Below are 13,725 nucleotides of genomic sequence, written 5' to 3'. Positions count from 1 at the left end.
CATTGAACGTACTCTTTCTCAATAGTTCGTCAGACTTATATGGCTCATCCAGGATTCTGATTGAAGTGGTAAGAGTGTACCAAAACGAAGGCATTACTCCAGTGGTCGTTTTATCTGGCCCCGGACCGTTGCATGATTATTTTTTGAAAGAAGGGATAGAAGTTAGAATTCAGAATTTGGGAATTCTTAGAAGAAAGTATGTGTCTCCATTGGGATTGGTTAATAGGTTGAGCAAAAGCCGCAAAGCCTATCGGTTTCTGGATAAACTTCATGCTGAGTTTAAGTTTGATTTGATTTATTCTAATACACTGGCCGTAATCATCGGGGCATATTGGGCTAAGAATAATCAACTTCCTCATATATGGCATATTCATGAGATCTTACTAGGTCCAGCCCCTCTTATCAAATTGCTTGGCAAGTTACTCGATGGATCAACAGCTTCTCCTATAGTGGTATCCAATGCTGTGAAGAATCACTGGAGTCATAGATTGAAGGTTGCTAAGCCTGAAGTTATCCACAACGGGATTCCATATGGTGATTTCCTTTTGGAGTATCCTAATGCTAAATCTAAGCTTAATTTGCCTGCAGATAAGCTTATTATTACTATGATTGGTCGTATCAATCCGGGTAAAGGGCAGCTATTTTTTCTAGAGATTGCTCAGGAAATTCTTAAGACTTATCCACAATGCCACTTTGTTCTGGTAGGAGATCCATATCCAGGGTATGAAGAAATTCTGGCGGAGATAGAATCAGAAATAAGTGTTAATAAACTGAAGTGTAACGTCACAAACCTGGGGTTACGAACTGATATCCCTACAATTTTATCAGCCACAGATATTTTTGTTTTGCCATCTATTTTGCCTGATTCATTCCCAACAGTTGTATTGGAGGCAATGGCAGCAGGAAAGCCTATTTTGGCCACAAAATCGGGTGGAGTTGAGGAAATGGTGATTGAAGGCGAAACGGGCTATCTAATTCCTATAGCCGATGTGAAGAGCGGAGTTGAGGCCATAGGGAAACTTATTCTTAATGAACAGTTGCGTCTGAAAATGGGGGAGGCTGGACGTGTGAGAGTACTGGAATCATACAGTTTGGAAGCTTTCAAAAGTAAACTCAAGAACCATCTATGGAGCCAACTGAAAAGAAAATGAAAGTTGCCATCATGGGAGCCAAGGGCTATCCGTACGTATACGGCGGCTATGATACGATGATTAAAGAACTCGGTGAGCGACTTGTTAAGAAAGGCGTTGAGGTAAGAGTCTACAATCACCGAGCACTATTTGCTGAGCGTCCGAGATTTGTCAATGGAATAGAATGCATCTATATGCCGGCGATTGAGTCCAAGAGCTTCACGCAGCTTTCACATACTTTTTTCTCTATGGTTCATGCATGTTTTTCAGATGTGGATGTGATCTTGGTAGTGAACAGTGGGAATGGTCCATTTGGACTGATCTCAACCATTTTCCGAAAGCCTACAGCGATCAATGTGGATGGGTTGGAGTGGCTTCGTCCTAAGTGGAAAGGTCTAGGGGGGAAGTATTTCTTTTGGGCATCTAAGTTGGCGACAAAATTCTATGATCAGCTGATCAATGATTCGGAAGAAATGCGCAGAGTTTACTTAGAACTGTTTAATGCAGACTCTAAAGTCATTGCCTATGGAGCAAATCCTCGTGAATCAGTTGAAGAAGAACCTATCGCCAAGTGGAATTTGAAGTCAAAGGAATATTTCCTGATTGTTGGTCGTTTGATTCCCGACAACAATGCAGACTTGATAGTGGAAGGTTTTTTGAAATCAAATTCTAAAAGAACCTTGGTCATCGTCGGTGATGTGCCTTATCAGGATGAATGGGCAAATCGCTTGAAGAACATATCCGATGAGCGTTTGCTTTTCACGGGTTATGTAAGAGATCCAAATGAGTTGGCTGCACTATATTCCCATTGCTACGCATATTTTCACGGACATGAGTTTGGAGGTACTAATCCTGCCATGTTGAAAGCTTTGGGATATGGTTGTGCTATTTTAGCTTTGGATACGCCGTTTAATCAGGAAATGCTTCAAAATGGAAAGCATGGATGGTATTTCATGAAAGGTCTAGATTCAGTTAAGTGTATAGTGGAGAGTTCAGAAGCTGATGAGAATGCAATGCTTGCGCTTAGAGACTCTGCCAGATCCGGTCTAACCCAAAAGTATAACTGGGATCATGTGACGGATCAGTATTTAGAGGTCTTTAAGGGATTAGCTAAAAGGAGCTAGGTTTTGCTCGCTTCATAGTTTGGCCTGCGTATGAAATCCTGCTTTGCGAAGCAATATCAGGGAGAGAATATGATCTACGGGAGAACTTTTTTAGTATTTATCTCCTTTCTTTACATATAACTTTTAACCCTAAAATCTTTTAAATATGATCAGAAAAGCAACCGCCGTATGGCAAGGAACAGGTAAAGATGGCAAAGGACATTTGACCACGCCAAGCACTGTATTAGATAAGACTCAATACTCTTTCAGTTCTCGTTTTGAAAGCGGTGTAGGTACTAATCCTGAGGAATTAGTCGCTGCTGCTCACGCGGGTTGTTTCGCGATGAAGTTGAGTTTCAACTTGCAGGAAGCGGAATATACTGCCACTGAACTTGATGTGACTGCGAATATCACCTTTGAAGAAGGAACACTAAAGAAGTCCCACCTGGTTTTGAAGGCAAAAGTTGACGGTATTTCACAAGAAAAATTCGACGAGTTAGTGAAAGACGCGGAGAAGAATTGTCCGATCTCAAGAGCTTTGAATATGGAAATAAGCGTTGAGAGCACATTGAATTCTTAACATTCAGCTATATAGAAGAAAAAAACAGGCATTTTTTGCCTGTTTTTTTTGTGCCCTATTGCATTTACGATTTTTGATCTTACTTTTACTTTGAAATACAAAGTACTTTTTATGAACAAGGAAAAATACATAGAAGACCTCCAGGAAATTAGAACCCTGATGGATCGATCGACAAAATTCATTTCGTTAAGCGGGTGGGCTGGGGTATTCGCAGGGTTAGTAGCCTTGATTTCTGCTTCTTGTGCATACTATTTATTGGGAAGTTCCGGTGTCACTATTTCCAATTACACGGAGATAGGTGAGAGAAGCTTCGAGTTGAAATTATTGTGTTTGGGTCTGATTACGCTATTTGTGGCGATTGTAGGTGGTATTTATTTCACCATGCAAAAATCCAAAAAGCAACAGAAGCCTGTGTGGGATAAGCAAACAAAGAGGGTGGTGACAGATTTGTCTATTCCGCTGATCACTGGTGGCATTCTATCAGTTATCTTACTTTTGCGTGGATATTTGGGGATTATTGCTCCCTTGACTTTGGTATTTTATGGTATGGCGTTACTAAATGTGAGTCATTATACGCGGAAGGAAGTGAAGCAACTTGCCATTACTGAGATTGTACTGGGATTGTTAGCAGCCGTGATGGTGGGGTATGGTTTGGTGTTTTGGGCTATAGGATTTGGTGTAGCTCATATCATATATGGAGTGAAAATGGAATTAAATGCGAAGTCGTGAAGTATTTTCTGGACAAGTTTGATAAGGCTTTCGAGAATAAAGTACGGCTGGGTGTCATGTCTGTTCTTCTAGTCAATGACGAAGTCGATTTTAATTCACTTAAGGAACTTCTATCGGTGACGGATGGTAATCTTGCGTCCCATTTGAAGGCATTGGAAAAGGTGGAATATATTTCTGTGAGAAAGGAATTTCAGGATAGAAAACCGCATACGCTGTATAGCGCTACCACTGCAGGACAGAAGGCTTTCTCTGATCATATATCAGCCATCGAGGAATTATTGAAACAAAAATAGATAGCTAAAAAAATTTCTAAATCAACTTTGAAATACAAAGTACTTTTAACCACTAAAATATGAAAAATCAACTCGAAGGAATTTCAAATTCCATTGCCAACTCAATTACGATCAAGTTAATGGTCATTCTCGCCCTGATCCTTGTTTTGATGATCCCCAGTTTTATGGTGCAGGATCTTATCTCTGAGCGGGAACAACAAAGCAGTGCCACTATAGACGAAGTAAGTTCTAAGTGGGCAAATAGACAGGAGATTAGGGGGCCTGTGTTGTCTATTCCTGTGGAAAAGTCTACCACTACCAAGGATGGAATCCAGCTTTCCACTCGACTGATTCATATACTACCTGAGCAATTGAAAATAAACGGTACCGTCGATCCAGAGAAACTCCATCGGGGGATTTACCAAGTGACAGTTTACCAGACTAAGTTAGATTTGGAAGGTAATTTTGATCTCTCTGCGCTTTCGGCTCTGGACGAAAATGAGAAGCCAAAACTTGATAGAGCTTTCCTAAGCATAGGTGTCAGTGATCTGAAAGGTATCAAGGATGAAATAAAAATTAACTGGAATGGTCAGTCGCTTATGGCTACTTCTGGAACAAATGTGCCTCAGCTTATTGCTTCGGGGGTATCGGTATCACTTCCAGATTTGCAGGAGAAACTGTCGGAACGTTCCACCTTTAAGCTTCATATCAATGCGCTGGGAAGTGAGTCCTTGCATTTTGTGCCTGTAGGGAAGCTCACCGAGGTTGCATTAAACTCGAGCTGGAATCATCCAAGTTTTGGAGGAAATGTGCTGCCTGAGAACCGCGATGTTTCAGAAGCTGGGTTTACAGCGGATTGGAAGATATTGGAATTGAATAGAAACTACCCACAGGTATTTTGGGAAAATCAGTTTTCAGAGAACCTGACCCAGTCAGCTTTTGGAGTGGAGCTTAAGTCATCTATAGATAACTATCAGCAATCTATGCGATCTGCAAAATATGCTGCGTTGATAATTTCATTGACATTTTTGATTTTCTTCTTAGTAGAAATCATGACCAAACATAAGATTCACCCATTCCAGTATATCTTGGTAGGTCTTGCGGTATGCATGTTTTATGTCTTGCTGATTTCCATTACTGAGCATCTATCCTTTGATCTGGCCTATTTGATCTCGGTCTGCGTGACATTGAGCATCATTGGTTTTTACTCACTTGCTATTTTCTCCGCTAGAAAGTATTCGCTTATCCTTACGCTGGTGATGGCTGGATTGTATGGCTTCTTATATATCGTCCTTCAAGCTTCCGATTATGCTCTTTTGATTGGCAGTTTAGGTTTGACAGTGATTTTGGCTTTGACCATGTATTTTACGCGAAAAGTGAATTGGTATGCGATCAGTTTTGATTCAAAAGAGCCGGTTCCTAGTACTTGATAATTTGGGTAAAAAGGATGGATGATTGAATGAAAAGTGAATTTTGGATCAAGAAAATAGCCCTCAGTGAGGGCTATTTTTTTATTTCCATTTCATTTGTTTCCAGTTTTCCTGCTGTTCGGGATTGAGAAAAGTCCACGCAACGAATCTGCTTTTTTTGTTGCCATGGGTCATTTGTATGATTTGGCGATCAGCTACCCTTACTTTTTTCAAGGCTAAAATAATTTCCTTTAGATGCTCTTCCTTTGAGACAATTGTGGAAAACCAAAAACAATTGAATTTGAAAGTGACGCTTTCACGGATCATTTTCTGGATAAATGCTAGTTCTCCCCCTTCACACCAGAGCTCATTACTTTGTCCACCAAAGTTCAAAGTGACTTTCTTACCTACTTTACCTTTAAGATTTTTGACCTTTCTAGTACTTGCAGCTTCTGCGGCAGCTTGGGATTCGTGAAATGGAGGGTTGCAAATCACTAGATCAAATACATCACTTGATTTGATGATTCCCGGTAGTATTTCTTTCGGGTTTTCCTGAAGTCGTAGGCTTATTTTTCCTCTAAATTTAGGGTTCTCATAGAGGTTTTTCTGAGCAGAATCCAAAGCTTTTTCATCGATCTCGGATCCAATAAACTCCCAGTCATATATGGAATTACCCAAAAGCGGATAAATACAATTGGCTCCCGTGCCTATATCTAGAACCTTGATTTTGTTTCCTTGTGGAAGCCTGCCTGAATTGCTTTGCGAAAGTAAATCAGCCAAGTGGTGAAGCAAATCAGCTCTCCCCGGGATAGGCGGGCAAAGATATCCCTTAGGAATATCCCAATCGGCTACCTGATAAAAATGCTTGAGCAATGCTCTATTGAGTTCCTTGACGGCTTTTGGATCTGCGAAATCAATGCTGAGATCACCGTACTTATTTTCCGACACAAACTTCCCTAACTCAGGCTGAGTGCTGATCAGACTTGGGAAATCATAGCGCTCTCGATGAGCATTACGGGGATGGAGTTCACTTTTTATGGCCTTGTTGCTCATCGTACAAACTTAATGAAATCAAAACGTAAATGGGTGGGCAGGTTAGTAGGTTATAAAACTACCCGCAAAATTTTCAATTGAATGCTATCTCTCCGAGCATATTTAAATGACACAATTTGCCCAATAATATATGGTTTGGCAGTCAGGATTCCTTAAATTCAGAATCCATATAATATCCAACCTATGAAAAAGTTTTTAATCTTCGTTTTCGTCTTATCGCTATCTGTAGGTTTTCTACAAGCACAAGACATATCTCTAAAGGTCAAATCTGAGAAAGTTTCCATGAAAATCGGTCAAACTGTTCAGCTTGATGCTTCCGTAGTTGATGCCTCAGGAAAAAAGATTGCAGACCGTGATTATATTTTCTATTCTACAAATGGCAGTGCATTATCAGTAGTGGATAGCACTGGAGTAGCTACGGCTATTCGTCATGGAGAATACGAGGTAATTGTGATCAGCCCTGGCGCTCCACAATTAAGATCGAATATTACTGTGACGGTTGAAGCTGCGGCAATTGCTAAGGTTGATTTTGGAGTAATTCCTAAAAATATTTATGCAGGGGTCAATTTACCTCTGAAGCTGACTGTGACAGACAAAGCTGGTTTCGAAAGACCGGAAAGGATTGTTGAATTGACTTCTTCGAATGAAGATGTAGTGGCAATAGCTCCATTTGACAAATTGATCATCAAGGAAAAAGGGAAAGCCAAAATAACTGCTAAAATAGAGGGAGTCACAGAGACCCTAGATATAAATGTGATCGAGAATCCAATCGCTAAGATCTTGCTTAAGTCTGATATGGTGGAAGGTCGATCCGGTGATGTATTTACCTTGACTGCTGTTGCTTTGGATAAAAACGGTAACGAAATAAAGGATGCCCCTATCAACTATTCATTTACTGGCGAATCTTTTGATGTCTCGGCAGCACCTTCAGGCATAATTACCAAGGAGGGGAAATTCGCAGCAGATGCACCAGGCCTGTATGTTTTGAATGCTACTTGTGGCCCAGCAGCGGCATCAGTTACTGTTCAGGCAAACAGTAGAAATATTGCCAGAAAAATTGACTTGGTAGGCCAAGGTTCGGTGAATAACAAACACACTTCTGATCTGTGGGTATGGGAAGGAGTGGATGGAAAAGACTACGCGGTGACCGGAACTTGGGGAGCAGATGGCACAGCTTATTTCTGGGATGTGACTGATCCTGCAGGCATAGAATTGATAGATTCGGTGAAAGTAGATGCCCGAACTGTCAATGACGTGAAAGTGTCTGAGGATGGCAGAGTAGCCGTGATTTCCAGAGAAGGAGCTTCTAATCGAAAAAATGGCTTAGTTATCATTGATGTCAGCAACCCTAGAGATGCGAAAGTGATCTCTGAATTCTCCGAAAATCTTACCGGGGGAGTCCATAACGTGTTTATCTATAAAAATCATGTCTATGCACTAAGTGCAGGCAGAAAATATTATTCCATAAATATTGAAGATCCTGCTAATCCAAGAATTGTTGGAGAGTTTGAATTAGATACTCCAGGACATGCTATTCACGATGTGTGGATCCATGACGGAATTGCCTATTCTTCGAACTGGTCGGACGGCGTACAGTTAGTTGATGTAGGAAATGGCATTGCTGGAGGCACACCTGCCAATCCTGTGCAGTTTGCTAGTTATGCTTACCCTAGTGGATCAAACCATGCTGCTTTTCCATACAAGGATGAAAAAAGCGGCAAATTCTATGTGATTCTAGGCGACGAAGAGTTTCCTTATGGACTAGATCCAGATGGACGTAAGCCAGGTAGAGCTGCTGGATTTTTACACGTGATTGATTTCACTGATCTCAAAAACCCAAAAGAAGTTGCTTGGTTCCAAGTTCCTTTTGCGGGTTCACATAATTTCTGGATTGAGGATGATATTCTATATGCAGCCTTCTACAATGGAGGAGTTCGAGTAGTGGATATAAGTGGAGAATTGTTGGGCGATCTGAACCGTCAGGGGCGTGAAATTGCCTGGATTGTTCCTGAGGATCCAGATGGTTTCGTAGCTAATGCTCCATTCACTTGGGGAGCTCAGCCGCACAAAGGCCATATCTTTTATTCAGATTGGAATAGTGGACTTTGGTCGGCCAAATTGGCACCCGTGGTACCGAATAATACTAAACTGGAAGAGGCTAAGTAAAAGTGTATGACTCAAACTATTTTCAAGAAGAACCTTTATAAATCGCTCCTTTTGCTCCTGTGCATTACGTTTAGTTTTGCTGCTAATGCGCAGGATTACTACGTGTATGTCACTGCAGAGTCGGAGGACGAAGTAGCCCTGATCAAATTCGATGGGGAAAATGCCACCATAGAAAAGACAATTCAAGTAGGAATTTGGCCAGCGGAAATCGAAGGACCGCATGGGATCAATATCAGCCCTGATGGTAAGTATTGGTACTTGTCGCTAGCGCATGGCAATCCTTATGGCACTTTGTACAAGTATTCTACAGAAACAAATGAAGTGGTGGGGACGGTTAAATTGGGGCTTTTCCCAGCTTCTCTTCAAGTGTCTAAAGCCACCGGGCTTTTGTATTGTGTAAACTTTGACTTGCATGGAGACATGGTTCCAAGTACGGTATCAGTGGTCGATCCAGAGGAAATGATAGAAATAGACCGTATCGAAACAGGGGTAATGCCTCACGGTTCTAGAATATCCGCAGATGGCATGTATCACTATTCTGTAGGTATGATGTCAGGAGAACTTTTCGAGATTTCTACCACCAAAATGAAAGTGACTCGAAAGTTGAATTTGGATGGGAAAATGGAAGAAGAGCCAGCCATGGGCGGAATGGACCATAGCAAAATGGATCATTCTAAAATGGGGCATGCGATGACGACTGAAGCTGCGCCTATGTATCATAGTGCAGTCAAACCTACCTGGGCTATTCCACATCCTACCAATGGGAAAGTGTATGTAGCTGGAAATGGGTCTGATGAGATTTTAGAAGTGGATTTGGAGAAGTGGGAAATCACCAACCGATTTAAGACCGGTAAAGCCCCTTACAATTGTGATGTTTCTCCTGATGGAAAATACCTCGTTGCTACTTACAAAGGAAGTGGTGAAACGGGCATTTGGGATCTTGAAAAAGGGGAGGAACTGCCACGAGTGAAGAATACACGCAAGGTGACTCACGGAGTTTCGATCTCTTCTGATAGCAAATATGCCTTTATTTCAGTAGAAGGAATAGGCGGAGAACCGGGCACTTTGGACGTGATTGACATACAAAAGGCAAAGAAGGTAGCCTCCGTAGATATGGGCAAACAAGCTGGGGGAATTATCTTCTGGAAGATGGAGTAAGCGTAAATTGCTAAAAGGAAACTAAAAATAAGCTTTTATTGAATGCTCTATGCTCAATCCCAAAACATCCACTGTTCAAACTGTTTTTAGAATTATCCTGGGAGCTTTTATGATCTGGGCGGCCATAGGTCATTTGACTTTGCAGCGACAGGAATTTCAAGCGCAGGTGCCAGATTGGATTCCTTTGGGCAAAGACCTAGTAGTCATACTGTCTGGAATAGTAGAATTTGTGCTGGGTTTCGGGATGGTTTTCTTGGCAAGACATAAGGTGAAGTTTGGGATAGCTCTTGCTATTTTTTATGTTTTGATTTTCCCTGGAAATATCGCTCAGTACATTAATGGTACGGATGCTTTTGGTCTGGACACAGATCAAAAGCGTCTAATCCGTTTGTTTTTTCAGCCAGTTTTAATCATTTGGGCTTTGTGGTCCACAGGGGCATTAAAAGTGCTTTTCTCTAAAAAAGGATAAAATACTTTCGTCTCTTTTCCTTCATCCAATCACTTCATAATCGATCTCCAAAAATTTCTCCACATAAGCTTCCCAGTAAGTGTTTACAAAACTGACGTGGTCTGGGTGAATATTGTATCCATTATATTCTTGCTGATTTTCGAACTCCATCGTTAGCCCATAGTCAAAGTCATTTTTTGAACTGGTTTGCTTCAAGCTTGCAAAATTTTTCACTGCAGGTAGAGTAGATAATTTCGCTGCGGCAGATAAAAAAGTGGCTTCCTCTGAGGAACCTTTAGGGAATTTCAGTCTGAAGAATACGCTGTGTGTGATCATGGTGGTAGTTTTTTGTAGTGTTGAGATCGAGGATTGCTATTAGTTTCTTGATTTCTTCCAAGTAAAATAGGTTCTGTTATTTGGCGAAAATTATTTAAAATTGGAGCTAATCTGTTATTAATAAAACCGTAAAATTTCTCAAGCCTATCAAACCGCACTAGTCTAAAAGTCAAATGTTATATATCACTCAATTAATATACGTCATCAAAGGTCAAGAAAGTGTCTTTCACGAGTTTGAAGACATCGCGATCCCCACTATCGCCAAGTACAATGGTAGACTGCTTTTGAGAATCCGGCCTAGTGCAGAATGTTTTATAGAAATTAGCATTGAGCAACCTTATGAGGTTCATTTGGTTGAGTTTGCTACTCAGGATGATTTTGAAAACTTCAAACTTGATGAGGAGCGAAAGAAATTCCTGCATCTGAAAGAGCAATCCATCAAAACTGCAATCTTGATCCAAGGAAGCAAGTTATAAGCTTTTCTAAGTTTCTGGGACTAAGGTTTTTCACTCCAAGACAGGATAGCACCCGATGCTCTTTTCCTTGACTTTTTTATATCTTGTATGCTAGCTTGATGGAAAGGTAACTCTGTTTAGAGCTTTAGTACAAAGTCAAACAATGCTCCATATACTCTGATAAAATCATGTCTGTTTGCCTGAAAGACTGTACTTCGGAAATCACTTATTAACACATGAAAAACTTATTAACGGCACTTCTATTCGCTATTTTAATAATTCATCCTGCTTTTTCCCAAGAAACAACCCAGGATCTGTGGCCAGATGGTACGCCAATTTCTGACTGGTTTCATGATTATTCCAAGGTCAAATTAGAAGACTTGGGCGAGCAATATGCCCTGACAGGCTTTGGAGTGAAGAATGACAGTTCGCTACTTCAAACTCAGAAAAGCAGTTGATGGATAAAAGTCATCTTCCTCACTACTGAAGGACTAACTACAAATGGATAAGCATCTGGGATGCCCATGGAGCGATTTAGACTATTGATTGCAAACGATAAAGGCATCCAATCGTTGAAAATGCTACCAAACTCCTTGATTTCATAGGGATCAAATGCAATGGATCCGCTTAAACTTTTATCATTAAGTAGAGGATTTACAGACATCCCGAAAAAATAGGAGGTTTCGGACATATCCATAATATGAAGGTAATGCGCCCAAGTTTCCGCCCAGTCTTCCCAAGGATGTGAAGTCGCATATTGGCTGATAAAGTTGTCCTGCCAGTTTTGTGGAGCTCCAGTTTGGTAATAACTTTTCAATGAGTCGCCGTAATCCGCTCTTTCATCTCCAAATAGATTTCGAAAATCATTCAGCACGGACTGATTAGTAGCAACCAGTCTATCCCAAAAATAGTGACCTACTTCATGTCTGAAATGACCAATCAGCGTGCGATATGGTTCGGAAAGTTGCTTTCTCATCTGCTCACGATGAACAGAGTCAGCTTCTGAAAGTAATATCGTGATCACGCCATTCGCATGTCCAGTCATGATTTTATCTCTTCTTCCTTTTGAAATAAAATCAAAACACAGACCTTCAGAATCATTCGTTTCCTTACTTGGGATAGGCAGTTTTAGTCTTTCCAACTGATAAACTAACCGGTGTTTTGCCACTTCAAGCTTCTGCCATTTGGGGAAGTTTTCATTGTCAGATAGGTCTGGTATAGTCCTATTCAATTCACAGGCGTTACAAAAATGATTTTCATTGGCTGCCGGAATAAGCCAATTACATACCCCAAATCCCTTATTTTCACAGTATTTGAATGTATTCCCATCCCGATCGGCTATTAAATTTGACGTTGTTGGATCAAAAGTCAGCATCATGAAATTGTCACCAAAGTAGCCAGAGAGATGCCCACACTTTTCGCAGCTTTCGTTTTCGAAATACAATGGGTGGGAGCAATTTCCACATTCAAAAATTTTCATGTTATGTCGGCTAGTTGATTAAAGATAGCTAGAAGTTTAACTCATATTTCAGGCCAGTCACTGCTTTTGTGTTAGCTCTTGTGGTGGGGGAAGAAAATACCTGCCTAAATCGCATCCTTGTTCGTGCCTGATATCTGTCTAATGAAAACAGGAAAAAGATAATTTGGAGGCTAAGGAGTAGTATTTGTCACAGCCTGAGACACAGTTTCCCGAATATGAATCTTATACATTGTTTGTAAGAAAGGAGAGGGAAAAACGAGTTACAGATTTTAATATGACTTTTTTGCTTGTGCTAGGATCATTAACCAAGCTATATTTGTAAGTGTAACTTGCTTTAAGCAGCTCTGATTCTATTGAATATTTTCTGCTGTTGGCTTAATCCTTGCGGAAACTGTTCACATGACTTTTTGCGACAGGCAAATTATTAAGTAGCTTATATATAATTTCTAAACCACCTTTTTATGAAAAAGATTAAACTCTTAGGACTAGTTCTCTTTTTAGTGACAGCAAGTTTCTATCAGGCCAATGCTCAAGAATTGGGTCTTCGTTTTGGTAACTTCAATGGTAATAACGTTGCCGTAGATGGAGTTTTCGCGCTTGGCGAATTCAGCAGAGTCCATGCAGATGTTAGTTTTGGAGGAAACGGAGTGGGTATAGACGCACTTTGGAATCCGATCTATCGACCAGTAGGAACCAGTGAATTCAACTATTACCTAGGCTTTGGACCATCTTTGTTTATTGGAAATCCATTTGGTTTGGGTGTGGCCGGAGAGGCTGGTATTGAATACGCATTCGATGAGGTGCCTATTGTAATTGGAGCTGATTGGCGACCTAATTTTCGTCTAATTGAAAATACGAATTTCTTTGCTGATCAATTTGGTTTGAATATCCGTTGGCGCTTTCACCAAGTAAATTAAATAGCTTAAGCAGGCATAAAGCCTGCTTTTTTTTATGCAACTTTTAATCGAAGGAAAATTTCTATTAGAGCGGTTTCCAGGAAAAGGTGGATGGACTTTCGTCAAGTTTCCGAAGGAAATTATATCAACGTCCAAAGCTTTTGGGATGATGAAAATATCTGGTTCTATAGACGATTTTCTTTTCGAAGGAAAACATCTTATGCCTATGGGAAATGGCTATATTTTTCTCCCCATAGCCAAACCAATCCGTACAAAAATCGGAAAGGAAGAGGGTGAACTAGTCGTTATGCGTCTTTATAGAGTAGATGTTCCAGATCAACTTCCTCAGGAACTTATAGCTTGCCTCAAAGATGATCCTGGGAAGTTTGAGCTTTTTGATAAGCTAGACCAATCAGAGCAGAAGCACTGGATAGAATATATTTATAGCAGCGATAAAATCGACGTTATATCTGATCGGATTATCAAGTTGCTTGATTCCTTGCATTAGGC

At 40.6% G+C, this 13,725-nt stretch carries 16 protein-coding genes; 13 read left to right on the top strand and 3 right to left on the bottom strand.

Annotated features, from left to right (window positions below):
* The first annotated feature begins 2 nt into the window (after positions 1-2).
* The 6 genes from BM291_RS20030 (at position 3) to creD (ending at position 5,244) form a co-directional block, all read left to right on the top strand.
* Positions 3-1,151: a glycosyltransferase family 4 protein gene (locus tag BM291_RS20030; protein ID WP_245786928.1), complete on the top strand. Its 1,149-nt coding sequence runs from the start codon at positions 3-5 to the stop codon at positions 1,149-1,151.
* Positions 1,148-2,254 carry a DUF1972 domain-containing protein gene (locus BM291_RS20025; protein ID WP_245786927.1) on the top strand — a complete coding sequence of 369 codons (1,107 nt, stop codon included), beginning with the start codon at positions 1,148-1,150 and terminating at the stop codon, positions 2,252-2,254. The genes BM291_RS20030 and BM291_RS20025 overlap by 4 nt, the downstream gene beginning before the upstream one ends.
* 145 nt (positions 2,255-2,399) lie before the next feature.
* Positions 2,400-2,813, top strand: a complete 414-nt coding sequence (locus BM291_RS20020) for an OsmC family protein (protein WP_092901149.1) — start codon at positions 2,400-2,402, stop codon at positions 2,811-2,813.
* A gap of 111 nt (positions 2,814-2,924) precedes the next feature.
* Complete coding sequence (locus BM291_RS20015; RefSeq protein WP_092901146.1) at positions 2,925-3,542, top strand: hypothetical protein; 618 nt, start codon at positions 2,925-2,927, stop codon at positions 3,540-3,542.
* Positions 3,539-3,835: a winged helix-turn-helix domain-containing protein gene (locus tag BM291_RS20010; RefSeq protein ID WP_092901143.1), complete on the top strand. Its 297-nt coding sequence runs from the start codon at positions 3,539-3,541 to the stop codon at positions 3,833-3,835. Before BM291_RS20015 ends, BM291_RS20010 begins: the two co-directional genes overlap by 4 nt.
* A gap of 59 nt (positions 3,836-3,894) precedes the next feature.
* Entirely contained in the window at positions 3,895-5,244 is a 1,350-nt protein-coding gene (gene creD / locus BM291_RS20005; RefSeq protein ID WP_092901140.1) for a cell envelope integrity protein CreD, read from the top strand.
* A gap of 81 nt (positions 5,245-5,325) precedes the next feature.
* Here the strand turns inward: creD and rlmF are convergent, their stop codons facing one another.
* On the bottom strand, positions 5,326-6,276 hold the full coding sequence (gene rlmF / locus BM291_RS20000) for a 23S rRNA (adenine(1618)-N(6))-methyltransferase RlmF (RefSeq protein ID WP_092901137.1): 951 nt from the start codon (positions 6,274-6,276) through the stop codon (positions 5,326-5,328).
* Between the two features lie 183 nt (positions 6,277-6,459).
* Here rlmF and BM291_RS19995 point away from each other — a divergent pair, with 183 nt between their 5' ends.
* From BM291_RS19995 to BM291_RS19985, 3 genes are read left to right on the top strand one after another with little or no spacing between them, the layout of a single operon-like run.
* Positions 6,460-8,442, top strand: coding sequence for an LVIVD repeat-containing protein (locus tag BM291_RS19995; RefSeq protein WP_092901134.1), 1,983 nt, complete (start codon positions 6,460-6,462; stop codon positions 8,440-8,442).
* Positions 8,443-8,448: 6 nt separating this feature from the next.
* Complete coding sequence (locus tag BM291_RS19990) at positions 8,449-9,600, top strand: YncE family protein (RefSeq protein WP_092901131.1); 1,152 nt, start codon at positions 8,449-8,451, stop codon at positions 9,598-9,600.
* Positions 9,601-9,649: 49 nt separating this feature from the next.
* Positions 9,650-10,069: a DoxX family protein gene (locus BM291_RS19985; RefSeq protein ID WP_092901128.1), complete on the top strand. Its 420-nt coding sequence runs from the start codon at positions 9,650-9,652 to the stop codon at positions 10,067-10,069.
* Between the two features lie 21 nt (positions 10,070-10,090).
* On the opposite strand, the gene BM291_RS19980 is transcribed toward BM291_RS19985, so the two are convergent.
* Positions 10,091-10,384, bottom strand: coding sequence for a Dabb family protein (locus BM291_RS19980; protein WP_092901125.1), 294 nt, complete (start codon positions 10,382-10,384; stop codon positions 10,091-10,093).
* A gap of 173 nt (positions 10,385-10,557) precedes the next feature.
* Here BM291_RS19980 and BM291_RS19975 point away from each other — a divergent pair, with 173 nt between their 5' ends.
* Together BM291_RS19975 and BM291_RS22105 are read left to right on the top strand one after the other, a co-directional pair.
* Positions 10,558-10,860 (top strand): DUF1330 domain-containing protein, encoded by a 303-nt coding sequence (locus BM291_RS19975; RefSeq protein ID WP_092901122.1) that lies wholly within the window; start codon positions 10,558-10,560, stop codon positions 10,858-10,860.
* A gap of 215 nt (positions 10,861-11,075) precedes the next feature.
* Positions 11,076-11,297, top strand: coding sequence for a hypothetical protein (locus BM291_RS22105; RefSeq protein WP_092901119.1), 222 nt, complete (start codon positions 11,076-11,078; stop codon positions 11,295-11,297).
* Here BM291_RS22105 and BM291_RS19965 read toward each other — a convergent pair.
* Positions 11,282-12,319: a zinc-binding metallopeptidase family protein gene (locus BM291_RS19965; protein ID WP_092901116.1), complete on the bottom strand. Its 1,038-nt coding sequence runs from the start codon at positions 12,317-12,319 to the stop codon at positions 11,282-11,284. The genes BM291_RS22105 and BM291_RS19965 overlap by 16 nt on opposite strands.
* A gap of 461 nt (positions 12,320-12,780) precedes the next feature.
* Here BM291_RS19965 and BM291_RS19960 point away from each other — a divergent pair, with 461 nt between their 5' ends.
* Both BM291_RS19960 and BM291_RS19955 read left to right on the top strand, forming a co-directional pair.
* A complete protein-coding gene (locus BM291_RS19960) occupies positions 12,781-13,236 on the top strand; it encodes an outer membrane insertion C- signal (protein WP_092901113.1) in 456 nt (151 codons plus the stop codon).
* 34 nt (positions 13,237-13,270) lie between these two features.
* Positions 13,271-13,723 (top strand): DUF1905 domain-containing protein, encoded by a 453-nt coding sequence (locus BM291_RS19955; RefSeq protein WP_092901111.1) that lies wholly within the window; start codon positions 13,271-13,273, stop codon positions 13,721-13,723.
* Positions 13,724-13,725 lie beyond the last annotated feature (2 nt).

The organism is Algoriphagus aquimarinus, from assembly GCF_900112005.1.
Classification (GTDB): Bacteria; Bacteroidota; Bacteroidia; order Cytophagales; family Cyclobacteriaceae; genus Algoriphagus; species Algoriphagus aquimarinus.
Note: the sequence above shows the minus strand (reverse complement) of the source record. Positions and strands in the feature narration are given on the sequence as shown.

What these genes read in the sequence shown, in the direction of transcription:
- BM291_RS20025 (WP_245786927.1), top strand. Translation starts at nt 1,148, where the DNA reads ATGAAAGTTGCCATCATGGGAGCCAAGGGCTATCCGTACGTATACGGC.
- BM291_RS20020 (WP_092901149.1), top strand. Translation starts at nt 2,400, where the DNA reads ATGATCAGAAAAGCAACCGCCGTATGGCAAGGAACAGGTAAAGATGGC.
- BM291_RS20015 (WP_092901146.1), top strand. Translation starts at nt 2,925, where the DNA reads ATGAACAAGGAAAAATACATAGAAGACCTCCAGGAAATTAGAACCCTG.
- creD (WP_092901140.1), top strand. Translation starts at nt 3,895, where the DNA reads ATGAAAAATCAACTCGAAGGAATTTCAAATTCCATTGCCAACTCAATT.
- rlmF (WP_092901137.1), bottom strand. Translation starts at nt 6,276, where the DNA reads ATGAGCAACAAGGCCATAAAAAGTGAACTCCATCCCCGTAATGCTCAT.
- BM291_RS19995 (WP_092901134.1), top strand. Translation starts at nt 6,460, where the DNA reads ATGAAAAAGTTTTTAATCTTCGTTTTCGTCTTATCGCTATCTGTAGGT.
- BM291_RS19990 (WP_092901131.1), top strand. Translation starts at nt 8,449, where the DNA reads ATGACTCAAACTATTTTCAAGAAGAACCTTTATAAATCGCTCCTTTTG.
- BM291_RS19985 (WP_092901128.1), top strand. Translation starts at nt 9,650, where the DNA reads ATGCTCAATCCCAAAACATCCACTGTTCAAACTGTTTTTAGAATTATC.
- BM291_RS19980 (WP_092901125.1), bottom strand. Translation starts at nt 10,384, where the DNA reads ATGATCACACACAGCGTATTCTTCAGACTGAAATTCCCTAAAGGTTCC.
- BM291_RS19975 (WP_092901122.1), top strand. Translation starts at nt 10,558, where the DNA reads ATGTTATATATCACTCAATTAATATACGTCATCAAAGGTCAAGAAAGT.
- BM291_RS22105 (WP_092901119.1), top strand. Translation starts at nt 11,076, where the DNA reads ATGAAAAACTTATTAACGGCACTTCTATTCGCTATTTTAATAATTCAT.
- BM291_RS19965 (WP_092901116.1), bottom strand. Translation starts at nt 12,319, where the DNA reads ATGAAAATTTTTGAATGTGGAAATTGCTCCCACCCATTGTATTTCGAA.
- BM291_RS19960 (WP_092901113.1), top strand. Translation starts at nt 12,781, where the DNA reads ATGAAAAAGATTAAACTCTTAGGACTAGTTCTCTTTTTAGTGACAGCA.
- BM291_RS19955 (WP_092901111.1), top strand. Translation starts at nt 13,271, where the DNA reads ATGCAACTTTTAATCGAAGGAAAATTTCTATTAGAGCGGTTTCCAGGA.